This is a genomic window from Phenylobacterium montanum (assembly GCF_018135625.1).
In the GTDB taxonomy this organism is placed as follows: Bacteria; Pseudomonadota; Alphaproteobacteria; order Caulobacterales; family Caulobacteraceae; genus Poindextera; species Poindextera montana.
Genome location: NZ_CP073078.1, coordinates 3,482,472 through 3,504,441 on the forward strand (window position 1 = coordinate 3,482,472; position 21,970 = coordinate 3,504,441).

Annotated in this window: 24 protein-coding genes and 1 riboswitch; of the genes, 9 read left to right on the top strand and 15 right to left on the bottom strand. The window is 70.1% G+C overall.

Annotated elements, in window-relative coordinates:
* The first annotated feature begins 102 nt into the window (after window positions 1-102).
* Window positions 103-903 (top strand): SDR family NAD(P)-dependent oxidoreductase, encoded by an 801-nt coding sequence (locus KCG34_RS15645; RefSeq protein ID WP_211936571.1) that lies wholly within the window; start codon window positions 103-105, stop codon window positions 901-903.
* Window positions 904-1,065: 162 nt separating this feature from the next.
* Here the strand turns inward: KCG34_RS15645 and purH are convergent, their stop codons facing one another.
* The 3 genes from purH to rpe form a co-directional block, all read right to left on the bottom strand.
* The gene (gene purH / locus KCG34_RS15650) at window positions 1,066-2,679 is read right to left on the bottom strand and encodes a bifunctional phosphoribosylaminoimidazolecarboxamide formyltransferase/IMP cyclohydrolase (protein ID WP_211936572.1); all 1,614 of its coding nucleotides are present in this window, start codon (window positions 2,677-2,679) and stop codon (window positions 1,066-1,068) included.
* A 26-nt stretch (window positions 2,680-2,705) separates the two neighbouring features.
* Window positions 2,706-2,787, bottom strand: a riboswitch (ZMP/ZTP riboswitch).
* 41 nt (window positions 2,788-2,828) lie between these two features.
* Complete coding sequence (locus KCG34_RS15655; protein WP_211936573.1) at window positions 2,829-4,514, bottom strand: heparinase II/III family protein; 1,686 nt, start codon at window positions 4,512-4,514, stop codon at window positions 2,829-2,831.
* A 10-nt stretch (window positions 4,515-4,524) separates the two neighbouring features.
* Window positions 4,525-5,187, bottom strand: a complete 663-nt coding sequence (rpe, locus tag KCG34_RS15660) for a ribulose-phosphate 3-epimerase (RefSeq protein WP_211936574.1) — start codon at window positions 5,185-5,187, stop codon at window positions 4,525-4,527.
* Window positions 5,188-5,335: 148 nt separating this feature from the next.
* Here rpe and KCG34_RS15665 point away from each other — a divergent pair, with 148 nt between their 5' ends.
* On the top strand, window positions 5,336-5,905 hold the full coding sequence (locus KCG34_RS15665; protein ID WP_211936575.1) for a carboxymuconolactone decarboxylase family protein: 570 nt from the start codon (window positions 5,336-5,338) through the stop codon (window positions 5,903-5,905).
* Between the two features lie 2 nt (window positions 5,906-5,907).
* Window positions 5,908-6,711: an SDR family NAD(P)-dependent oxidoreductase gene (locus tag KCG34_RS15670; RefSeq protein ID WP_211936576.1), complete on the top strand. Its 804-nt coding sequence runs from the start codon at window positions 5,908-5,910 to the stop codon at window positions 6,709-6,711.
* A gap of 12 nt (window positions 6,712-6,723) precedes the next feature.
* Here KCG34_RS15670 and KCG34_RS15675 read toward each other — a convergent pair whose 3' ends face one another.
* Window positions 6,724-7,344 (bottom strand): C40 family peptidase, encoded by a 621-nt coding sequence (locus tag KCG34_RS15675; protein ID WP_211936577.1) that lies wholly within the window; start codon window positions 7,342-7,344, stop codon window positions 6,724-6,726.
* 126 nt (window positions 7,345-7,470) lie between these two features.
* On the opposite strand from KCG34_RS15675, the gene KCG34_RS15680 reads away from it, so the two are divergent.
* Window positions 7,471-7,998, top strand: a complete 528-nt coding sequence (locus KCG34_RS15680) for a hemerythrin domain-containing protein (protein WP_211936578.1) — start codon at window positions 7,471-7,473, stop codon at window positions 7,996-7,998.
* A gap of 22 nt (window positions 7,999-8,020) precedes the next feature.
* On the opposite strand, the gene KCG34_RS15685 is transcribed toward KCG34_RS15680, so the two are convergent.
* From KCG34_RS15685 to KCG34_RS15715, 7 genes are all read right to left on the bottom strand, one after another.
* On the bottom strand, window positions 8,021-9,379 hold the full coding sequence (locus KCG34_RS15685) for an alpha/beta hydrolase family protein (RefSeq protein WP_211936579.1): 1,359 nt from the start codon (window positions 9,377-9,379) through the stop codon (window positions 8,021-8,023).
* 74 nt (window positions 9,380-9,453) lie between these two features.
* A complete protein-coding gene (locus KCG34_RS15690; RefSeq protein WP_211936580.1) occupies window positions 9,454-9,786 on the bottom strand; it encodes a phosphoribosyl-ATP diphosphatase in 333 nt (110 codons plus the stop codon).
* Window positions 9,783-10,547, bottom strand: a complete 765-nt coding sequence (gene hisF / locus KCG34_RS15695; RefSeq protein ID WP_211936581.1) for an imidazole glycerol phosphate synthase subunit HisF — start codon at window positions 10,545-10,547, stop codon at window positions 9,783-9,785. The genes KCG34_RS15690 and hisF overlap by 4 nt, the downstream gene beginning before the upstream one ends.
* Window positions 10,548-10,553: 6 nt before the next feature.
* Window positions 10,554-11,297 carry a 1-(5-phosphoribosyl)-5-[(5-phosphoribosylamino)methylideneamino]imidazole-4-carboxamide isomerase gene (gene hisA, locus KCG34_RS15700; RefSeq protein WP_211940841.1) on the bottom strand — a complete coding sequence of 248 codons (744 nt, stop codon included), beginning with the start codon at window positions 11,295-11,297 and terminating at the stop codon, window positions 10,554-10,556.
* Window positions 11,285-11,929, bottom strand: coding sequence for an imidazole glycerol phosphate synthase subunit HisH (gene hisH / locus KCG34_RS15705; protein ID WP_211936582.1), 645 nt, complete (start codon window positions 11,927-11,929; stop codon window positions 11,285-11,287). The genes hisA and hisH overlap by 13 nt, the downstream gene beginning before the upstream one ends.
* Before the next feature lie 7 nt (window positions 11,930-11,936).
* Window positions 11,937-12,533, bottom strand: coding sequence for an imidazoleglycerol-phosphate dehydratase HisB (gene hisB, locus KCG34_RS15710; RefSeq protein WP_211936583.1), 597 nt, complete (start codon window positions 12,531-12,533; stop codon window positions 11,937-11,939).
* Window positions 12,534-12,613: 80 nt separating this feature from the next.
* Window positions 12,614-13,600 carry an adenosine kinase gene (locus KCG34_RS15715; RefSeq protein ID WP_211936584.1) on the bottom strand — a complete coding sequence of 329 codons (987 nt, stop codon included), beginning with the start codon at window positions 13,598-13,600 and terminating at the stop codon, window positions 12,614-12,616.
* 77 nt (window positions 13,601-13,677) lie between these two features.
* Here KCG34_RS15715 and KCG34_RS15720 point away from each other — a divergent pair, with 77 nt between their 5' ends.
* Window positions 13,678-14,529: an ATP-grasp domain-containing protein gene (locus KCG34_RS15720; protein WP_367576002.1), complete on the top strand. Its 852-nt coding sequence runs from the start codon at window positions 13,678-13,680 to the stop codon at window positions 14,527-14,529.
* Here the strand turns inward: KCG34_RS15720 and nth are convergent.
* Entirely contained in the window at window positions 14,526-15,239 is a 714-nt protein-coding gene (gene nth, locus KCG34_RS15725; protein WP_211936586.1) for an endonuclease III, read from the bottom strand. The two genes, KCG34_RS15720 and nth, sit on opposite strands and share 4 nt — an antisense overlap.
* 80 nt (window positions 15,240-15,319) lie before the next feature.
* Here nth and KCG34_RS15730 point away from each other — a divergent pair, with 80 nt between their 5' ends.
* The gene (locus KCG34_RS15730) at window positions 15,320-15,796 is read left to right on the top strand and encodes a DUF2244 domain-containing protein (RefSeq protein WP_211936587.1); all 477 of its coding nucleotides are present in this window, start codon (window positions 15,320-15,322) and stop codon (window positions 15,794-15,796) included.
* Between the two features lie 3 nt (window positions 15,797-15,799).
* Here KCG34_RS15730 and hslU read toward each other — a convergent pair whose 3' ends face one another.
* Complete coding sequence (gene hslU, locus KCG34_RS15735) at window positions 15,800-17,107, bottom strand: ATP-dependent protease ATPase subunit HslU (protein ID WP_211936588.1); 1,308 nt, start codon at window positions 17,105-17,107, stop codon at window positions 15,800-15,802.
* A 10-nt stretch (window positions 17,108-17,117) separates the two neighbouring features.
* On the bottom strand, window positions 17,118-17,669 hold the full coding sequence (hslV, locus tag KCG34_RS15740; RefSeq protein ID WP_211936589.1) for an ATP-dependent protease subunit HslV: 552 nt from the start codon (window positions 17,667-17,669) through the stop codon (window positions 17,118-17,120).
* A 128-nt stretch (window positions 17,670-17,797) separates the two neighbouring features.
* Between hslV and KCG34_RS15745 the strand changes: the two genes are divergently transcribed.
* Complete coding sequence (locus KCG34_RS15745; protein WP_249138042.1) at window positions 17,798-18,544, top strand: HesA/MoeB/ThiF family protein; 747 nt, start codon at window positions 17,798-17,800, stop codon at window positions 18,542-18,544.
* 45 nt (window positions 18,545-18,589) lie between these two features.
* The gene (locus KCG34_RS15750; RefSeq protein WP_211940842.1) at window positions 18,590-19,546 is read left to right on the top strand and encodes an alpha/beta fold hydrolase; all 957 of its coding nucleotides are present in this window, start codon (window positions 18,590-18,592) and stop codon (window positions 19,544-19,546) included.
* Window positions 19,547-19,570: 24 nt separating this feature from the next.
* Here KCG34_RS15750 and KCG34_RS15755 read toward each other — a convergent pair whose 3' ends face one another.
* Complete coding sequence (locus tag KCG34_RS15755) at window positions 19,571-19,891, bottom strand: hypothetical protein (RefSeq protein WP_211936591.1); 321 nt, start codon at window positions 19,889-19,891, stop codon at window positions 19,571-19,573.
* A 160-nt stretch (window positions 19,892-20,051) separates the two neighbouring features.
* Between KCG34_RS15755 and KCG34_RS15760 the strand changes: the two genes are divergently transcribed.
* A complete protein-coding gene (locus KCG34_RS15760; protein WP_211936592.1) occupies window positions 20,052-21,968 on the top strand; it encodes a transglycosylase domain-containing protein in 1,917 nt (638 codons plus the stop codon).
* Window positions 21,969-21,970: the final 2 nt, after the last annotated feature.

Consider the following 21,970-nt stretch of genomic DNA (forward strand, 5'->3'; position numbering starts at 1 on the left):
GCGCGCTTCAATCGTCGCATGGTCGCGCCTGTTCCTGCGGCTTGAACGCCCCCGCGGCGCAGGCCACTCTTGCCGGTAAAGCTGATCGGAGACGCCGCCCGCATGACGCGCCGCCTTTGCCTGGTGACCGGGGCCTCGGCCGGGATCGGCGCCGCCATCGCCAGGATCTACGCCGCCCACGGCTACGACATCGCCCTGACCGCCCGCCGCGTCGACAAGCTGGAGGCCGTGGCCGCCGATATCCGCATGCGGCACGGGGTCGAGACCCTGACCATCCCCGCCGACCTGGCCGAGCCCGGCGCCGTGGACAGGATCCTGGCTGATCTGGAGGGGCACGGGCGGGTGGTCGACGCCTTGGTCAACAACGCCGGCTACGGGGTGCCCGGCCGCTATGCCGAAACCCGCTGGGACCAGCAGGCCGCCTTCCTGCAGGTCCTGCTGGTGGCGGTGTGCGAGCTGACCCACAAGGTGTTCCCGGGGATGGTGGAGCGTCGGTTCGGCCGCATCGTCAATGTCGCCTCCCTGGCCGGGCTGGTTCCCGGCACGGCGGGCGCCACCCTCTATGGCGCGACCAAGGCCTTTCTGGTCCGCTTCTCCCAGAGCCTGCATCTGGAGGGCCAGGAGGCCGGGGTGCATGTCAGCGCCCTCTGCCCCGGCTTCACCTTCTCTGAATTCCACGACGTCACCGGCACGCGCGAGCAGGTGTCCAAGAACACCCCGCCCTGGCTGTGGATGGGCGCCGACGAGGTGGCTGCGGCGGGCTACGAGGCCGCCGAGGCCAACCGCGCCATCTGCGTCCCCGGCGCGCCGAACAAGACCATCGCCGCCATCGCCAAGCTGATTCCCGACGACTGGGCCCTGGCCCTGATCGCGCGCGAACAGGGACGGTTTCGGCGGGGGTAGTGAAGCCCTCCCCCTCGATGGGGGAGGGTTGGGAGGGGGTGTGACCGCGAGGATGGAGCGAAGATCGCAGTTGGGCGCCGGAGCCACCGCAGCTCAAGTCGTCACCGCAGGCGCGAACACCCCCATCCAACCTTCCCCCATCGAGGGGGAAGGCTTTTCGTGTCAGTGACGGAACACCCGCGTCCCGGTGAAGGCCATGGCGATGCCCGCCTCGTCAGCTGCGGCGATGACCTCGTCGTCGCGGATCGAGCCGCCGGGCTGGATCACCGCCGTCGCCCCCGCCTCGACCGCCTGCAAGAGGCCGTCGGCGAAGGGGAAGAAGGCGTCGGAGGCGCAGGCCGAGCCCTTGGCCAGGGACTGGGGCAGGCCGGCGGCTTCTGCGGCCTCGGCGGCGCGCAGGGCGGCGATGCGGGCGCTATCGCGGCGGTTCATCTGGCCGGCGCCGATGCCGGCGGTCTGGCCATCCTTGGCGTAGATCACCGCATTGGACTTGGTGTGCTTGGCCACGGTGAAGGCGAACAGCATGTCCTCGATCTCGCGCGGAGTCGGGGCGCGCTTGGTGACGATCTTGAGGTCCGCCGCGGTGATCCGCGCCGCATCGCGCGACTGCACCAGAAAGCCGCCCGAGACCGAGCGGAACGTCTCGCCACCGGCCAGCGGGTCCGGCAGGCCGCCGGTGACCAGCAGGCGCAGGTTCTTGCGCTTGGCGAAGACGGCGATGGCGTCCTCGTCGGCGTCGGGGGCGATCACCACCTCGGTGAAAATCTTGGCGATCTCCTCGGCCGCAGCGCCGTCCAGTTTGCGGTTCAAAGCCACGATGCCGCCGAAGGCCGAGACGGCGTCGCACTCCAGCGCCTTCAGATAAGCCGCCTTCAAGTCCGCCCCGGTGGCCACGCCGCAGGGATTGGCGTGCTTGATGATGGCCACGGCCGCGCTCGCCGCCGGGTCGAACTCGGCCACCAGCTCGAAGGCGGCGTCGGTGTCGTTGATGTTGTTGTAGCTGAGCTCCTTGCCCTGCAGCTGGCGGGCGGTGGCCACGCCGGCGCGGGGATTGGCGTAGCGGTAGAAGGCCGCCTTCTGATGCGGGTTCTCGCCATAGCGCATGGTCTGGACCAGCTGGCCGGCGAAGGCCTTGCGCGTCGGCGCCTCGTCGCCCACCGCCTGGGCGAACCAGGCCGAGATGGCGGCGTCATAGGCGGCGGTGCGGGCATAGGCGCGGGCGGCGAGCTGCTTGCGCAGGGCGAGGGTCGTGGCGCCCTCGGCCTTCAGCGCCGCCAGCACCTCGGCCATGTCGGCCGGATCGGTGCAGACGGCGACATAGCCATGGTTCTTGGCCGCCGAGCGGATCATGGCCGGGCCGCCGATGTCGATGTTCTCGACGCACTCGGCGAAGTCGCCGCCCTTGGCCACCGTCTCTTCGAACGGGTAGAGGTTCACGTATAGCAGGTCGATGCCGCCGATGCCGTGCTCGCTCATCGCCGCCTTGTGCGCCGGGGCGTCGCGCACGCCCAAAAGGCCGCCGTGCACGATCGGGTGCAGGGTCTTGACCCGCCCGTCCATCATCTCGGGAAAGCCGGTAAGGTCCGAGACGTCCTTCACCGCCAGGCCGGCAGCGGCGATGGCGGCCTTGGTGCCGCCTGTCGAGACCAGTTCGACGCCCAGCTCGACCAGGGCCTTGGCGGCCTCGATCAGGCCGGTCTTGTCCGAGACCGAGATCAGGGCGCGCTTGACGGGGGCTTTGTCGGCGGGGGCGGGATAGTCGGGGGCGTGAGGCAAGGCGATCTCCTTCAACGAGCGTTTGAGGACATTGCCCAGGCGAGCGGCGGATATGTCCCCGCGCTCCCCGGTGGTCGCCCACCTTCATCGCCAGTCACGCAAGGAATGGCCGGGGGATAGGCGGGGGCGGGGTTGGAGTCAACGGCCCCTTACCCTTCCGCCGCCGCCAGTTTCCACCGCACCCGCCCGCCGCGGTCGGTGCGGAGGCGGCCCCGCAGCACGATCTGGCTGGCCTTGTAGGCGACGCCTTCGACGAAGGAGGCCGAGGGCTCGATACTGACTTCGCTGGCGTCGCTGCGCAGCCACCAGCCGCGGCTGGAGGGGCCGCGGAGGAGCACGCTGCGCTGGTCGCGGCTGACCAGAGCCGAGACGTCAGGGGGCAGGTGGAAGCGCACGGCCACCGCCGCCGACTGGGCCTGGGCCTGCTCGGCCGGGATGAAGCGGTCCTCGCCGCGCAGTTCGCCCAGGGCTTTGTCGAGGAACAGGCGTCGTTCGTGGGTCAGGCCGGTGGCCGCCAGCCAGCCGGTGTTGCCGACCTCGACCCAGATCCCGGCCTCGTTCTCGCGGCGATGGCAGGCTATCTGGCCGGCGACCCCGACCAGCCGGGCGCCCAGGGCCTCGGCCAGATAGCCGGTGAGGGGCGCGACCGGGCCGGCCTCGCCCAGGGTCACGGTGGAGGCGGCCTCGGTCTGGCGCCAGGGGCCGGGGCGGTGGCTGCGCGGGCTCCAGCCGCAGTTGGCGATCAGCCGCTCGCGCCCGCAGACCACCTCGATCGCGCCCACCTGGTCGCAGGCGGCGAGGCTCCAGGCGCCGCTGGCCGGGGCCCCGACATCCATCAAGACGCTCATGCCGGGGCTGGTCAGGCGCTGATAGCCGCTGAAGGGGGCGTCCCGCTGCGGTTCGGCCTTGGCGGCGGGGGTCTCGTGGGTCAGGGCGGCGGCGATCCGCGCCGGGGTCGAGGACTCGCCGCCCTGGAAGGCGCCCAGGCGTCCGTCGGGCAGCGTGAAGAAGCGCGTCGCGCCCGACAGGCGGTCGATGGCGCGCGTGGCCCGCTCCAGCGGCGCGTGGCCGGTCTGCGACAGGCCATCGTCGAGGGCCAGCAGGTCGAGCAAAAGCTCCAGCCCCGCCTCGGGCGAGCGGGTCATGTGGCCGCCGTCCGGGGCCACGGCCTTGGCCAGGGCCTGGTCCAGCCGCGGCAGGGCCCGGATGTAGATCGCCTCGCCCGCCGGCCCCGCCAGGGCGATCCCGGCCACCGCGGCGGCGTTCAACCGCTCGGCGGCCCGCGGCGGCTCGTCCTTGAGCCTGAGGAGGTGGCGGGCCTGGCGCGCCACGCTGTCCGAGAGCTGGCCGATCTCGAAGTCGGAGGCGCCGGCCAGCATGGCCCGGCCGGCGCAGGCCAGGTTGAACACCCGCCGTTCGGCCAGGTCGGCGCGCCAGGAAAAGGGGTTCCAGCGGCCGAACACCCGCTTCCAGTCCAGGGTCAGGCGCAGGGCTTCGCGCGCGCCGGCCTCGCCGTGGGCCATCAGGTCGACAAGCCAGTCAAAGCTGTGCAGCCGCTCGGCGAAGGCCAGGCTGGGGCTGGGCCGGTTCCAGGGATCGCCGCCGGGGCCGAGGTCCAGGGTCTCGCCGGCCAGGTCGAAACGGCCCTGCAGCAGCGCCTCGCCGCGCTCGCGGGTCGCCGGGCGGGCGTTGTGGGGCTGGATGGCGAAGCCGAGGGGCCTGGGCCCGGACAGGCCCGACTGGCCCATGGGCGTGGCGCGCCACTCCGCGCGCGCCTGGCCGGCCAGGGCGCGCCCCACGGCCGGAAGCCACAGCCGTGTCCGCTCGCCCGCCATAGGTAGGGGCCTAGCCTCCCCTCAAGGCGCGGATATTGTCCGCATAGGCCGCCGGCCCGCCGCGGAAGACGGCGGTGCCGGCCACCAGGGCCGTGGCGCCGGCGTCGACGCACAGCCGCGCGGTCTCCGGCGTGACCCCGCCGTCGACCTCCAGCTCGATCGGCCGGCGCTCCTTCTCGATCATGCCGCGCAGGCGCTCGATCTTCCTCAGCTGCGAGGTCATGAAGCTCTGGCCGCCGAAGCCGGGATTGATCGACATGACCAGGATGTGGTCGACCTCGTCCATCATCCATTCGATGGTCTCGGGCAGGGTCGAGGGGTTGAACACCACCCCGGCCTTGGCCCCCAGCTTGCGGATCTGCTTCAGCGAGCGGTTCAGGTGCGGCCCGGCCTCCGGATGGATGCTGATCAGGTCGGCGCCGGCCTGGCGGAACGCCTCCAGATAGGGATCGGCCGGGGCGATCATCAGGTGCACGTCGAAGGGCAGCTTTGAGTGCGGGCGCAGGGCCTTCACCACGTCCGGGCCTATGGTGATGTTGGGCACGAAGTGGCCGTCCATCACGTCCACATGCACCCAGTCGGCGCCGGCGGCCTCGATGGCGCGCACCTCCTCGCCGAGCTTGGAGAAGTCCGAGGCCAGGATGGACGGGGCGATGATCGGGGGTCTGCTCATGAGCCGGAGTTAGCGCGCGGCGCGGGGCCGGCGCAAGCCGCCGGCGCCATGCAAACGCCTGAGGCGGGTTCCGGTTGAAATCCCGCTTGGCGAAGGCGGGTGAATGGCGGTCAGATAGACCCACAGACATACACGGGAAGGACGCCGCATGAGACTGACCAAGCCCCGCATCGCGCCCGTGGCCGAGGGCGACTGGACGGACGAGCAGCGCGAACTGGTGGCGCCCATGGCTGACCGCGGCGCGATCCTCAACATCTTCCGCACCTTCCTGAACAAGCCGGCGGCGATGAAGGGCTTCCTGGGGTGGGGAAGCTACATCCTGTCGAAGAAGAACAGCCTGCCCGCCCGGGAGCGCGAGATCGTGATCCTGCGCATCGGCTACCTCTGCAAGGCGGGTTACGAGTGGACCCAGCACGTACCGATCGGCCAGCGGGCGGGCCTGACCGACGCCGAGATCGCGCGCATCAAGGCCGGCGCCGACGCGCCGGGCTGGAGCGCGGCCGACGCCGCCCTGATCCGCGCCACCGACGACCTGCACCACCAGCAGTTCGTCACCGAGCCGTCCTGGGCGGACCTGCTCAAGCACTTCGACCAGGGCCAGGCCATGGACCTGGTGTTCACCGCCGGCCAGTACACTCAGGTCTCGATGCTGCTGAACAGCTTCGGGGTGCAGCTCGACGAGGGCCAGACCCTCGATCCCGACCTGAAGGGGTTCTGACCGTGGCCGGGCGGCTCGCGGGCAAGGCCTGCCTGATCACCGGCGCCGGCCAGACCCCGGGCGAGACCGTCGGCAACGGCCGGGCCATGGCGCTCCTCTTCGCACGCGAGGGGGCGAAGGTCCTGTGCATCGACCGGCGGCTGGAGAGCGCCGCCGAGACCGTGGCCATGATCCAGACCGAGGGCGGCGAGGCGGCCGCCTTCGAGGCCGATGTCTCCCGGGACGGCGACTGCGCCGCCGCCGTGGCGGAGGCTGGGGCGCAGTTCGGGCGGCTGGATGTGCTGGTCAACAATGTCGGCATCGGCGGGCGCGGCGACGGGCCGGCGCACCGGGCGGACGAGGCCGCCTTCGACCGCATTCTGGCGGTGAACCTGAAGTCGGCCTTCCTGATGATCCGCCACGCCATCCCGGTGATGCGCGCCCAGGGCGGCGGGGCGATCGTCAACATCTCGTCCCTGGCCTCGATCGCGGGGGGAAACCAGGTGGCCTACGAGGTCTCCAAGGCGGGCATGAACCGGCTGACCACCAGCGTCGCCAACGCCAACGCGGCCCACGGCATCCGCTGCAACGCCATACTGCCCGGCCTGATGGACACCCCCATGGCCGTGGCCGGCATAGCCAACGCCCGCGGCGAAGACCCCGAAGCCGTCCGCGCCGCCCGCAACGCCCGGGTGCCGCTGAGAGGCAAGATGGGCACGGCCTGGGACACGGCGCACGCGGCCCTGTTCCTGGCCTCGGACGAAGCGGGGTTCATCACCGGCGTGCTGCTCCCGGTGGACGGGGGGATGTCGGCCCGGGTGGGGTGAGGGGCCTCCTTTTCACCGCGTCTGGAACTGCGCCAGCGCCTTGGTCTTCGGATCGTTCGCGAAATCGGCCGGCGCGATGAAGCCGCGCTGGTCCCAGGGGATTTCGACGCCGATCGCCTCGTAGCACCTGGCCGCATATTCCGAGCAGATGAACTCATTCTGCGGCTGCAGGAATTTCGGCGTCACCCGCCCCGTCCGGCCAAAGGCGATGCGCGCCGCGATCTTCAGGATTTCGATTGGCGCGAAAGGATCACCGAACCGGTCGACGGCGAAATCGGCCAGGCGGCGCATGGCGGCGTCCCCGCTCGCCCCCGCATAGTCCTCGTGCCGCGCCAGGATGATCTTGCCGGGATAGGGCTTTTGCCCGGTGCTGCTCTGGCTGATGAAACGTTCGAGCGTGACGGTGCGCACGCCCAGCCGCTGCACGCTCTCGAACACCATGATCCGGTGCAGCGGCGCCCAGCGGTAGGCCAGGGCGACATGGGTCCATGGGCTCCTGGTCGCCCAGCCGATCAGGCGGGAGAAGGGGTCGTTGCCGGAGCACAGCAGAATGTCGCCGTCGCGCACCCGTCGGGCGATCGCCGAGAGAGGCTCGGGCTTCAGGGTGCGCAGAACGTCTTCATCGATGGCCATGGGCGCTCTCTTTCTTCCGTTCGCGGCGCCGCGAACGTGTCGCAGGCGCCGGCTCGACCGTCCTTCAACGCGCGGCGGAACAGTCGCGTCGGAGGCGAGTTGTTGTTGAAACCACAGGAGAGCAACATGACGACAGCATCCAGCAAATCGGCCGCAGGATCCAAGATTCGCCGCACCCGTCGAACAGGACGCCGAGATCCCCTCGCGGTCAAGCTGTTGAAGCAAGACCACCGCGAAGTCGAAAACTGGTTCGACGAGTACGAGCAACTGGAATCGGACTCGGAAAAGCTAGAGCTGTTCAAAAAGATCGCTCTTGCGCTCAAGGTTCATACCCAGATCGAAGAGGAAATCTTCTATCCCGAGGAGCGCGGGCAGATCGAAGACGACATGCTCGACGAAGCCTATGTCGAGCATGCCGGGGCCAAAAAGCTGATCGCCGAGATCGAGGCCATGGCGCCCGGCGACGAGTTCTACGACGCCAAGGTCAAGGTGCTGGGCGAATACATCAAGCACCACGTCAAGGAGGAAGAGCAGCCCGGCGGTATCTTCGCCCAGGCCAAGAAGGGCGACGAGGACCTGGACGCCACCGGCGAAAGGCTGAAGGCCCGCAAGGCGGAGCTGATGGCCAAGCTGGGCGGCGCCAAGGCGCACTGACCTGCGCCCCGGCGGGCGGCCGCTATTGGCCGCTCGCCGCCATTGCGCGCTTGGGAGTGGTCACGGTCCCGTCGCCATAGGTCCCGTTCAGCCGCCCGTCCCGCGCGAAGTCGCGCATCATCGCGAAGTAGCCGTCGGCGTTGCGCGTGCTCTGGCGCTCGCCGCTCGCGTCCAGTTCGTATTCGTAGATGCCGTGCTCGGTGTGCGGAAACACAGCGCGGGTGATCGGCTTGCCGGCGGCGGCCAGGGCGTCGAGGCGGCGGCGGGTCTCGGCATAGGGCGCCTGCAGGTCGTCGCTCCCTTGGATCCACAGCTGGGGCGTATTCAGCCGCCGCTCCACGTCCATGCCGTCGTAACGCCAGGGCGTGCCCATCACCAGTTCGCTCGCCTTGGCCTTCGCCTCCGCGTCGCTCAGGGGCAGCACCATCCAGGTGAAATTGCCGTGCAGGTCCTTGTACCAGGGCTCGGCCTTGTCCTTGGTCCGCAGGGCGTCGAGGCGGTCGTAGCCGGTCTTCAGGTCGCTGCTGACATAGACGCCCACGGCGTCGACCACATCCATGGCCTGGTCGATCTCGGCCTGGCTGTGGCCCTTCAGCTTCAGCTCCAGCGCCGCTTCCTCGCGGTCCTCTTCCAGCGGCGAGATGAGCAGGCCGAAGCTGGAGATGACGAAGTCGGCCCGGGTCTTGGTGGCGGCCAGGGGCGCGATCCAGCCGCCCTGGCTGCCGCCCTGGAAGCCCATCCGCCCAGCGCGCGGGCCGGCCAGGCGCCGAGCCTCGCCCATGGCCGCGACCGCGTCGTCGGCCAGGGTCTCGAAGTCCTGGGTGTATTTGCCCTCCGAGGCGCCGATGCCGCGCTTATCATAGACGAACACGCCCACGCCCTCGGCCGGCAGGATGCGCTGCAGGGAATAGAGGTCGCGGGCGGAATAGTTCTCCGAGCCGTGGATCAACACTACGACGGGGACCCGCCCCGCGCCCTTGGGCAGAACCAGCCGCCCGGCCAGCTTGACGCCCGCGCCCTGGAAGGTGGTGTCGGTGACGTCGAAATCCTGGCGGTGCGCGGCCTGGCCGTCGAAGCTCAGTTCGCCTGTGCCGCAGGCGCCGAAGCGGACCTGATGCCCGTCGGGCTTGCCGGTCCAGCCGCGCGTCGAGCCCCAGACCCCGTCCGCGCCTTGGGTCAAGGCGCCGGTAGTCCCGTCAAAGCGGCGCCAGCGCAGGGCCTGGCCCGTGGAGGCGCCGATATCCACCAGGCTGCCATCCGCCAGGCGATAGGCGCCGATGTGGCAGTCACCCACCGTGGTCTTATCGCTATCAGCCAAGGCCACGGCGGGAGCGAGCGCCGCGAGAAGGACGGCGGCGATGAGAGCGGCTCTGTTTTTCATGGCCGCCACCATCGGGGCGGGGATGGGATCGAGCCAGTTAAATGGCTGTAAGGCCGATTAAACTTCGGACAGGATCAGCCCTTGCGCGACGCCTTCTCCTCGATCCCCGAGCGGCCCTCGCGCGCCTCCAGCTTGGCGGCCACGGCGTCGAGGCTGACGTCGCTGGCGGCCAGCAGGACCAGCCAGTGATAGATCAGGTCGGCGCTCTCGGCGGCGATGGCGTCCGGGTCGTTCAGGGCGGCGGCCAGGGCGGTCTCGATGGCCTCCTCGCCCAGCTTCTTGGCGGCCAGGACCGGGCCGGCGGCCAGGAGCTTGGCGGTGTAGGAGGAAGCCGGGTCCGCGCCCTTGCGCGCGGCGATGGTGGCGGACAGCCGGGCCAGGATGTCGGCGAAGCGCTGGGTGCTCATGCGATCAGCCTCACCGGCAGGCCGGCGCGGGCCATGGCGGCCTTGGCTTCGGGGATGGCGATCTCGCCGAAGTGGAAGATCGAGGCGGCCAGCACCGCGTCTGCCCCGCCAGCCTGCACCGCCTCGATCAGGTGGTCGGTGGTCCCGGCCCCGCCCGAGGCGATCACCGGCACGCCCACGGCGCTGGACACGGCCCTTAGCAGGGCGACGTCGTAGCCGCTCTTGGCCCCGTCGCGGTCCATGGAGGTGAGCAGGATCTCGCCAGCCCCGCGCTCCACCGCCCGCGCGGCGTAGTCGACGGCGTCGAGGCCCGTGGCCTTGCGCCCGCCATAGGTGAACACCTCCCAGCCGCCGCCCTCGCGGGCGCGGGCGTCGATGGCGCAGACCACGGCCTGGGAGCCGAAGGCGTCGGCGAGGCTGGCGATCAGGCCCTCGTCCTCCACCGCGGCGGTGTTGACCGAGACCTTGTCGGCCCCCGCGCGCAAGAGAGCGCGCGCATTTTCGACGTTGCGCACCCCGCCGCCGACCGAGACCGGCATGAAGCAGACGTCGGCGGTGCGGGCGATCACGTCCAGGATGGCGCCGCGGCCCTCGTGGCTGGCGGTGATGTCGAGGAACATCAGCTCGTCTGCGCCCGCCGCGTCATAGGCCCGGGCCTGCTCGACCGGGTCGCCGGCGTCGCGCAGGGACACGAACTGCACGCCCTTGACCACCCGGCCATCCTTGACGTCGAGACAGGGGATGACGCGGACCTTGAGCATGGGGCCTCAGGCCGCCTTGCGGTTGGCCACGGCGATCACCTCGGCCGGGCGGATGGCGCCGTTGTAGAGCGAGCGGCCGAGCACCGCGCCGGCGATCGGCACGCCGGGCCAGGCCTGCAGGTGGCGGATGTCGTCCACCGAGGCCACCCCGCCCGAAGCGATCACGGGGATGGAGACTGCATCGGCCACCGCCCCCACCGCCTCGACATTGACCCCGGTCATGGCCCCGTCGCGGCTGATGTCAGTGACGATCAGGGCGGCGACGCCCGCATCTTCGAACCGCTTGCCGAGGGTGATGGGATCGAGGTCGGAGCCGCCGGTCCAGCCCTCGACCGCGACCTTGCCGTCGCGCACGTCGACGGCCACGGCGATCTGTTCGGGCCATTGGCGGGCGGCGGTCTTGACCAGCTCGGGATCGCGGACCGCGACCGTGCCCAGGATCACCCGGCTGACCCCCGCCTCGATCCACAGGCTGACCGCCTCCAGGCTGCGGATGCCGCCGCCCAGCTGCACGGGGATGGAGACGCGATTGAGGATGGCGCTGACCGCGTCGGCGTTCATCGACTGGCCCTGGATGGCGCCGTTCAGGTCGACCACGTGCAGCCAGTCGAAGCCGTCGCGCACGAACTGCTCGGCCTGGTCGGCGGGCGAGGCGTTGAACACGGTGGCCTTGTCCATGTCGCCATGCAGCAGGCGCACGCACTGCCCGTCTTTCAGGTCGATGGCGGGATAGAGGATCATGGGCGCCAGTCCAGGAAGTTGGCGAGCAGCCTTAGGCCCGCCGCTTGCGATTTTTCGGGGTGGAACTGCACGCCGGCCATATTGCCATGCGCCACGGCCGCGGCGAACCGCCCGCCATGGTCGACGCTGGCGGCCACGGCGGCGGCATCATCGGGGAAGAAGGCGAAAGAATGGGTGAAGTACATGGGTGAATCCGCGCCCAGTCCCTCGAACAGGGGATGAGGGGCGGCGACCTGGATGTCGTTCCAGCCCATGTGCGGCACCTTGAAGGCCGCGCCGTCGGGGGTCAGGCGACGAACCTCGCCGCCGATCCAGTCGAGGCCGAGCGTGGTGCGAAACTCCAGCCCGCGCGAAGCCATCAGCTGCATGCCGACGCAGATGCCGAGGAACGGGGTCCCGCGCCCGCGCACCGCCGCCTCCAGGGCCTCGGTCACGCCCGAGCGCGCGTGCAGGCCCGCGGCGCAGGCGGCGAAGGCGCCGACGCCGGGCAGGACGATGCGGTCGGCGCGGGCGATCAGGTCGGGATCGGCGGTCACCACCACCCGGCGCGCGCCGTCCAGCGCTTCGCCGGCCTTGACGAGGGCTTTTTCGGCCGAGCGCAGGTTGCCCGACCCGTAGTCGATCAGGGCTATGCTCTGCATGGGTTTATCAGAGCACGCCCTTGGTGGAGGGGGCGTGGCCCAGGGTCTTGGGGTCCAGCTCCACCGCCTGGCGCAGGGCCCGGGCCAGGGCCTTGAATCCGCTCTCGGCGATGTGGTGGCTGTTCTCGCCGTAGAGGGTCTCCAGATGCACGCAGGCGCCGCAGTTCATGGCGAAGGCGTGATGGAATTCCTTGAACAGCTCGGTGTCCATCTCGCCGACCTTGGGCCGCTGGAAGGCGACCTTCCAGACGAGGTAGGGGCGGTTGGAGAGATCGAGGGCGCAGCGGGTCAGGGTCTCGTCCATCGGGATATAGGCGTGGCCGAACCGGCGCACGCCCTTGAACCCGTCGAGGGCCTTGGCGATCGCCAGGCCCAGGACGATGCCGGTGTCCTCGACCGTATGGTGCATGTCGATGTGCAGGTCGCCCTTGGTCTCGACCGTCATGTCGATCCCGCCGTGGCGGGCGAAGCTTTCCAGCATGTGGTCGAAGAAGCCGACGCCGGTGGAGACTTTCGAGACTCCGGTCCCGTCCAGGTCCACGGTCACGCGGATCTGGGTCTCCTTGGTCTCGCGGACCACTTCGGCCGTGCGGCTGGCGGCCATGTCGGCGCGCTCCTTGATCTTCGTCCGATCCCGGCGAGCGGGAATGGCGATCTAAACGGAAAGGACCCGATAGGAAAGCCCTATAGCCCTGCGGCGGCGGCCAGAGCCTTCAGCGAAGTCTGCGGGCGCGGGCCGTAGTGCGAGATCACCTCGGCCGCGGCCAAGCCGCCCCAGCGGGCGCAGGCCGGCAGGCTATGGCCTTGGGCCAAGGCGTGCAGGAAGCCGGCGGCGTACTGGTCGCCGGCGCCGGTGGTGTCGACCACCTTGTCCACCGGAGCGGCGGGAACGGCGTGGGCGTCGTCGCCGGCGATGACCACCGAGCCCTTCGGGCCGCGGGTGATGGCGGCGATCTTGGCCCGGCCGCGGATCGCCTCGGCGGCGGCGTCGAAACTGTCGGTCTCGAACAGGGCGCAGATCTCGTCCTCGTTGGCGAACAGGATGTCGACCTCGCTGTCGATGAAGCCGAGGAGCGCCGGCCGGTGACGATGCACCACGAAGCTGTCGGAGAGGGACAGGGCGATCAGCCGCCCGGCCCCGCGCGCCAGGCCGGCGGCCTTGGCGAAGGCGCGGCGGGCCTCCGGCGGGTCGAACTGGTAGCCTTCCAGATAGACCGCGGCGGCGGCCTCGATGATCGCCGGATCGACGTCGTCGGGAGACACCATGGCTGCGGCGCCCAGGAAAGTGCACATGGTGCGCTGGCCGTCGGGGGTGACGTTGATCAGGCAGCGCCCGGTCTGGTGGTCGCCGATCCGCCCGCCGCTGAACTTGGCGCCGATGGATTCGATGTCATGGGCGAACACGTCGCCCAGCTGGTCCTGGCCCAGCTTGCCGATGAAGGCGCCGCGGCCGCCCAGGCTGGCCAGGCCCGCGATGGTGTTGCCGGCCGATCCGCCCGAGGCTTCGACTCCCGGCGCCATGTGGCCGTAGAGTTCGACAGCGCGCGCGTCGTCGATCAGGATCATGGCGCCCTTGGTCAGGCCGTGCTCGACCAGGAAATCCTCGGTGGCCGGCGATATAACGTCGACAATGGCGTTGCCGATGGCGGCGACGTCGTACAGGCTTTGCATGGGCAGGGAGATCCGGGCTTTGAACGGCGCGCGGAGTATAGCATGGGCCTCGGACTGGCAATGCGGGCGGTGATGTGATGCGACTTTTGCTGCTGACGCCGGCGCCGGACGAGCCGAGATTCGCCGCCATCGCCTCCGAATTGGCCGAACGCCTGTCCGCGCCCCTCCGACCGGAGGGGATCGAAGTCACAACCCGTTCGTGGACCGAGGCCGGCGACCTGGCCGGGTTCGATGCGGTCACCCCACTCCTGGCCTGGGGCTATCATAGCCGCGAGCGCGAGTGGCGGACCTTGCTGGATCGGCTGGACGAAGGCGGCGTTCGCGCAGTCAATTCGGTCGAGGTCCTGTCCTGGAACACCCAGAAGACCTACCTGGCCGAGCTGGAAGAGGCCGGGGCGCCGATCGTGCCGACCCTGTTCGTCGACCGCCTGACCCCCGCCGCTGTCGCCGAGGCGCACGAACGGTTCGGCCAGGACCTGATCGTCAAGCCGCAGGTCTCCGGCGGCTCGTTCGGCACGATCCGCCTGCCCCATGGCGGCAGCCTGGCCGGCGGCCCGCCCGGCCCGGCCATGCTGCAGCCCTTCCTGCCGGCGGTGGCCGAGGAGGGCGAGCTGTCGCTGCTCTATTTCGGCGGCGCCTTCAGCCACGCCATCGCCAAGGTCGCCAGCGCCGGGGACTTCCGCGTGCAGTACCAGTACGGCGGCGCCTATCGCGCCATCGAGGCTGACGCCGAGATGCGCCGGGTCGCCAGCCAGGTGCTGGAGGCGGCGGGCCAGCCCCTGGCCTATGCCCGTATCGACCTGATCCGCGCTCCTGACGGCGAGCTGCGCCTGATGGAGCTGGAGGCGATCGAGCCCGACCTCTATCTCGACCTGGCCCCCGACCGCGGCGGCGGATTTGCAAAGGCGATGCGCGCGGCGATGCGCTAGGCGCCCAGGAACAGCTCACGCGACGGACAGAGGTCGGCGACCACGCATTCCGCGCACTTGGGCTTGCGCGCCACGCAGACATAGCGGCCGTGCAGGATCAGCCAGTGGTGGGCGCGGGTCAGGTAGGGCTTCGGGATGATGGCGGTCAGGTCGTGCTCGACCTGGTCGGGGGTCTTGCCGGCGGACAGCTTCAGCCGGTGGGCGACGCGGAAGACGTGGGTGTCGACGGCGATGGCCGGCTCGATATCGAGCTCGTTCAGCACCACGCTGGCGGTCTTGCGACCGACGCCGGGCAGGGCCTGCAGCGCCTCGCGCTTCAGGGGGACCTGCCCGCCGTACTGGTCCAGCAGGATGCGCGAGAGGGCGATGACGTTTCTGGCCTTGGTGCGGTAGAGGCCGATCGAGGCGATGAAAGGGATCAGGCCCTCTTCGCCCAGGGCGACCATGTCGGCCGGGTTGTCGGCGACGGCGAACAGCTTGTCGGTCGCCTTGTTGACCATCTTGTCGGTCGCCTGGGCCGACAGGGCCACCGCTACCACCAGGGTGTAGGGGTTCTTGAAGTCGAGCTCGGTGCGTGGATCGGGGGCGGTCTGGGCGAAGCGCGAGAACAGCGCCTCGATCCGTGCGGCCTGGGCGGGGGAGGCGCGGCGGGGGCGTTTGGCGGGCTTGCGCGCAGGTCTTGGGGCGGGCTTGGGCTTGGCGGCTGGCATGGCTTGACCATGGCTTGCGTCGCTGCGTTCGCCAACGGTCCGCTGGTGCGAAGCGGTCGCGACTTGGCTAGACTGGTCTGATGGCCGCCACCCTCTACATGGACGCCCGCCTGGCGCCGACGCGCTCGCTGTCCAAGCGCGGCTTCGCCTGGTTGTTCGGCCTGGTGATCGCCGCCAACCTGGCCATGGCGGCCTTCGTCATCGCCCTGCACGCCTTTCCGGTGCCGTTCTTCCTGGGGCTCGACGTGCTGGGCGTCTGGCTGGCCTTCCGCGCCAGCTATCGCGGGGCCGCGAGCCAGGCCGAGCGGGTGCAGGTTTCCGCCGACGAGGTGCGCGTCTCGCACGAGATCGGCCGCCACGCCCGCACCGTCTGGACCTCGCCCACCGCCTTCACCCGCGTCGCCGTCGAGGCGCCCGGCGAGCACGAGACCAGCGTCTCCCTCCAGCTCTCCGGCCGCAGCCTGGTGGTGGCCCGAGCCCTCAGCCCCGTCGAGCGCGCCGACTTCGCCAAGGCCCTGGAAACGGCGATCCGGAAGGCGCGGGCGGAGCGGTACTGAACGCTAAAGAATATACCGCGACAGGTCCGCGTTCTGGGCCAGGGCTCCGACGCGGTCGCGGACATAGGCGCCGTCGATGACGACCTGCTCGGCCCCGCCGTCGCCGGCGGTGAAACTGATTTCCTCGACCACCTTTTCCAGGACGGTCTGCAGGCGGCGGGCGCCGATGTTCTCCACCGCCCCGTTCACCGCCACGGCCGCGTCGGCCAGGGCCTCGATGGCGTCGTCGGTGAAGGTCAGGGTCACGCCCTCGGTGGCCATCAGCGCCTGGTTCTGGCGGATCAGGTTGGCCTCGGGCTCGGTGAGGATGCGGCGAAAGTCGTCCCGGGTCAGGGCCTTCAGCTCCACCCGGATCGGCAGGCGGCCCTGCAGCTCGGGAAGTAGGTCCGAGGGCTTGGCCACGTGGAAGGCGCCCGAGGCGATGAAGAGCACGTGGTCGGTCTTCACCGGCCCGTACTTGGTCGAGACGGTGGTCCCCTCGATCAGCGGCAGGAGGTCCCGCTGGACGCCTTCGCGCGAGACGTCGGCGCCGGCGCGTTCCGAGCGCGAGGCGACCTTGTCGATCTCGTCGATAAAGACGATGCCGCTGGTCTCGGCCAGGTCCAGGGCCTCCTGGGTCAGGGCTTCCTGGTCCAGAAGCTTGTCGCTCTCCTCGGCGATCAGGGGCGCCCAGGCGCCGGCGACGGTGGTCTTGTGCGTCTTTGTCCGCCCGCCGAAGGCCTTGGACATCATCTCGGAGATGTTCAGCACGCCCACCGAGGCGCCCGGCTGGCCGGGGATATCGAAGCCCTGCATGGGCGAGCCACTGTCGGACAAGGTCAGCTCGACTTCCTTGTCATCGATCTCGCCCGCCCGGAGCTTCTTCCTGAAGGCGTCGCGGGTCGCGGGCTGTGCGGCCGGGCCGACCAGAGCGTCGAGGATCTTCTCCTCGGCGGCGGACTCGGCCTTGGCGCGCACGGCGGCGCGGCGCTTGTCGCGGACCATGGCCATAGCGCTCTCGACCAGGTCGCGCATGATCTGGTCGACGTCGCGGCCGACATAGCCGACCTCGGTGAACTTGGTCGCCTCGACTTTCAGGAACGGGGCCTGTGCCAGCCTGGCCAGGCGACGGGCGATCTCGGTCTTGCCGACCCCGGTCGGGCCGATCATCAGGATGTTCTTGGGCGTGATCTCGTCACGGATCTCTTCCGGGGCCCGGCGGCGGCGCCAGCGGTTGCGCAGGGCCACGGCCACGGCGCGCTTGGCCTCGGCATGGCCGACGATGAAGCGGTCGAGCTCGGAGACGATCTCGCGGGGGGAGAATTCGGTCATACGCGGGGTCCTAGGCGTCCAGAGTCTCGAGGGTCAGGGCGCCGTTGGTGTAGACGCAGATGTCGCCGGCTATGGCCATGGCGCGGCGGGCGATGTCCTCGGCGGTGAGGTCGAAGTCGACCAGGGCCCGGGCCGCGGCCAGGGCGAACTGGCCGCCCGAGCCGATCGCCGCGACGCCAAATTCCGGCTCCAGCACGTCGCCGACGCCGGTGACGGTGTAGATGGCCTCCTTGTCGGCCACGATCAGCATCGCCTCCAGCCGGCGCAAATAGCGGTCGGTGCGCCAATCCTTGGCCAGGTCGACGCAGGCCCGGGCCAGCTGGTCGGGATACTGCTCCAGCTTGGCCTCCAGCCGCTCGATCAGGGTGAAGGCGTCGGCGGTGGCGCCGGCGAAGCCGGCCAGCACCTTGCCGCCGGCCAGGCGCCGCACCTTCTTCGCATTGCCCTTGACGATGGTCGGGCCCATGGAGACCTGGCCGTCGCCGGCGATCACGGTCTGGCCGTTCTTGTGCACGGCCAGGATGGTGGTGCCGTGCCAGTTGGGGAAGTTGGGGTCAGTCATAGCCGCGCATGTGGCGCGGATGGGCCGCCGGATCAAGCGCCACGCCGACGGTTGGCCTCGAACGGTCGCGCCCCTAAATCCCCGGGGCGAGTATGCTTCGGCTCCGGATCAGCTCAAGGACGCTCCATTTGACCAGGTTCACCGACGAGGAAATCGAGCGCTATGCCCGCCATCTGGTGCTGCGCGAGGTCGGTGGGCCGGGGCAACAGGCGCTGAAGGCGGCGCGGGTGCTGGTCGTCGGCGCCGGCGGCCTGGGCGCGCCTGTGGCGCTCTATCTGGCGGCGGCCGGGGTTGGGACCCTGGGCCTGGCGGACGCCGACACCGTGGCCCTGTCGAACCTGCAGCGCCAGGTACTCTACGCCACGGCGGACATCGGTCGGCCCAAGGTCGAGGCGGCGGCCGCGCACCTGGCGGCGCTGAACGCCAATGTCGCGGTCCAGGCCCATGCGGTTGAGGTGCATGCCGCCAACGCCCGCGAGATCGTCCGGGGTTATGACCTGGTGCTGGACGGCACCGACAATTTCGAGACCCGCTTCGCTGTCGCAGACGCCTGCGTGGCCGAGGGCAAGACCCTGGTCTCCGGCGCCATCGGCCGCTGGACCGGCCAAGTCGGGGTGTTCGCCGGCAAGCCCTGCTATCGCTGCCTCGTGCCAGAGGCGCCGCCGGACGCCGAGACCTGCGTCGCCGTAGGGGTGGTGGGCGCCCTGGCCGGCGTGATCGGCTCGATGATGGCGCTGGAGGCGGTCAAGCTGATCGCCCGCGCCGGCGAGCCGCTGACCGGCCGCCTGCTGGTCTACGACGCCCTGGCCGGCGAGGCCCGCACCGTGCGCATCGGCGCCGATCCGCATTGCCCCACCTGCGGCTCTGGTGATTAGCTGCCATTCCGGGCGAGGCGATCGGAGGAGGGACGATTGGGACGCGTGATCAAGGGACTGGGCATCCTTGTCCTGGCCGTTTTCGCCATCGTGCTGGTCGGCTGGCTGGCCCTGCTGCGGCCCGACATCGGCTACGACAGGCTGGAGGCCAAGTATGCCGACGCCGCCAGCCGCTACATCGACCTGCCGGGCGGGGTGCATATGCGCTATCGCGACCAGGGCCAGGCCGGCGGTCACGTGCTGGTGCTGGTGCACGGCTTTTCCGCCTCGGCCCAGGACTGGGACGACTGGGCGCGGATCCTCTCGCCCCGCTACCGCATCATCACCCTGGACCTGCCTGGCCATGGCCTGACCCGGGCGCCGGCGCGCTGGCCCGCAAACACCGATTCCTACGCCGACCTGGTCGCCCAGGCGACGGACAGGCTGGGCGTGAAGTCGTTCGTGCTGGCCGGCAATTCCATGGGCGGGGGCGTGGCCTGGGACTTCGCCCTGCGCCATCCCGACCGGCTGCAGGGCCTGGTGCTGGTGGACGCCGCCGGCTGGGCCCCGCCCAAGAGCCAGCAGGGCGGCGCGGTGATCTTCCAGATCCTGCGCAATCCGGTCGGCCGCGCGATCCTGCGCGACATCGACACCAAGCCCCTGATCGCCCAGGGGCTGAAGTCGGCCTTTGTCGACGAGAAGCTGGTCACCCCCGCCCTGGTCGACCGCTATTCCGATTTCGCCCGCGCACCGGGGCATCGGGCCATCCTGATGGCGCTGCAGACCGGTGACCGGCGCGAGGCGAGCTATGCGGTGCTGGCGGCGATCAAGGCCCCGACCCTGGTCATGCATGGCCGCGACGACCACCTGATCCCCTTCGCTAACGGCGAGGCCTTCGCCAGGGCGATCCCGGGGGCGACCCTGATCGCCTATCCGGGGGTCGGGCACGTGCCGATGGAGCAGATCCCGGACCGGTCGGCCGCGGACCTGGACGCCTGGCTGAGGACCAAGGTCTGGCCGTAGCCTGGCTCCGGCCGAAAGAGCCCCCTATTGCGCCTTCCAGCCCCTGTTGGTCATGCAGGTGGCGTAGGCGGCGTCGCGGGTGATCTTTTCCCGGTTGGCCAGGGGGTTGTCCTTGTCGACATAGGCGGCCATGGCGCTGGTCACGCCATAGGTCGGGTCGGAGAAGCCGGCCGAGACATGCACGTCGATAGTGTCGGCCTCCTTGCGGCACTGGGCCTTGTCGGCGGCCAGGTGGGCCGGATCGCCCCCGGTCCAGGCCGGCTCGGGCGCAGCCGCCGGCGGGGTGCTGGCGCAAGCTGCGAGGCAGAGACTGGATGCGAGCAAGAGCGACAGCGAGCGGATCATGGGGGCCTTCGAGCAGTTGCAGGCCCAGCCTAGAGCCCAGCTGCGGCGAAGTCATGTCGCATGGGGAGCCCGATTCATGTTTCGTAAACCCTATCGCGCGTGAGTCCGGCTTTCGGGTATTGAGCGCGCAAGGGCGCGTCCCAGCGGAGAGAATTCGACCATGGCCAAGGCGCAGGGCCGGCGCACGCCGTTGCAGGCCTTCCTCTACTGGGGCGCGGTGGTCGGGGTCTGGGGCCTGATCGCGGTGGTCGGCTTTTTGGCCGTGTTCGCCACCAACCTGCCCGACACCTCCAAGATGTTCGACGTCACCCGCCAGCCGTCGATATCCTATCTCGACCGGTCGGGGGCGCTGGTGGGGGTGCGGGGCAGCCAGTTCTCGCCGCCGGTCGATATAGACCAACTGCCGCCCTACGTGCCCGCCGCCTTCGTGGCCATCGAGGACAAGCGCTTCTACCACCACTTCGGCTTCGACCCGATCGGCATGATGCGGATGATCGTGGTCGATATCCGCGCGCGGCGAGCGGTGCAGGGCGCCTCGACCATCACTCAGCAGCTGGCCCGAAACCTGTTCCTGACCCCCGACCGCACCATCCGGCGCAAGGCCCAGGAGCTGGTCCTGGCCATCTGGCTGGAGACCAAGTTCTCCAAGAAGCAGATCCTCGCCCTCTATCTGAACCGGGTGTTCTTCGGCGAGGGCGCCTATGGCATCGAGGCCGCCTCGCAGCGCTATTTCAACAAGCCGGCCTCAAAGTTGACCGTGGGCGAGGCCGCGTTGCTGGCCGGGCTGATGAAGGGGCCGTCGCGCTATAGCCCGGTCTCGGAAAGCGAACGGGCGGCGCGGCGGGCCAACCTGGTGCTGGCGGCCATGGTCGACAGCGGCGCCATCACCGAGCAGCAGCGCCAGGAAGCGATCAGCCAGCCGGTGCGGGTCTCGGCCACGCTCGAGAGCCAGAAGGCGCAGTATTTCGTCGACTGGGTCGACCAGCAGGTGCGCGCCCTGGTGGGCCAGCCGCAGGAAGACCTGGTGGTCGAGACCACCATCGACCTGCCGACCCAGCTGAACGCCGAATACGCCCTGCACCAGGGGGTCGAGCACGCCGCCGACCGCGGGGTGCAGCAGGCGGCCCTGGTGGCTGTGGACGCGGCGGGCCGCATCCGCGCCTATGTCGGCGGGGCCGACTACGCCCAGAGCCAGTACGACCGCGCCTCGCTGGCCCAGCGCCAGGCCGGCTCCTCCTTCAAGCCGTTCGTCTATCTGACGGCCATGGAGCAGGGCCACACCCCGGACCAGATGGTGGTCGACGAGCCGATCACCATCGGCAACTGGCAGCCGCGCAACTACACCAACAAGTATCTCGGGCCCATGACGCTGGAGACGGCCTTCGCCCAGTCGATCAACACCGTCGCCGCCAAGCTGGGCAGCGACATCGGCACGCAGAATGTAGCCGCCACCGCCCACCGCCTGGGCATCACCTCGGACATCCAGACCAGCCCGTCCATGGCCCTGGGCGCGGTGGAGGTGACGCCGTTGGAGATGGCCCAGGCCTATGACAGCTTCGCCAATGGCGGCCTTTCGGCCAAGGCCTATGGCATCGAGCGCATCCGCACCGCCTCGGGCAAGGTCCTGTTCGACCACAGCCTGGGCCAGCAGCCCAGGAGCGCGGTGATCGGCCAGCCGGCGCTGAGCTACATGATCCAGCTGATGCGCGAGGTGCTGGCCTCCGGCACCGGGGTCAAGGCCAAGATCCCCGGCTACGACCTGGCCGGCAAGACCGGCACCACCAGCGACTACCGCGACGCCTGGTTCGTCGGCTACACAGGCGGCTTCACCGCCGCGGTCTGGACCGGGCGCGACGACAACACCCCGATGAAACGGGTCACCGGCGGCTCGGTCCCGGCCGAGATCTGGCGCCAGTTCATGGCCATGAGCCTGCCGCGCCTGGGGGTGCAGACCATCCCCGGCGCCAATCCGGTCCCGGCGGGGCCGGAAAACATCGACCAGATCCTCAGCGGCGAGCCGGCGCCCCAGCCCTCGCAGGCCGGCGCGGCGGCGCAGGGCGAGCCGCCGCCGGGGTGAGG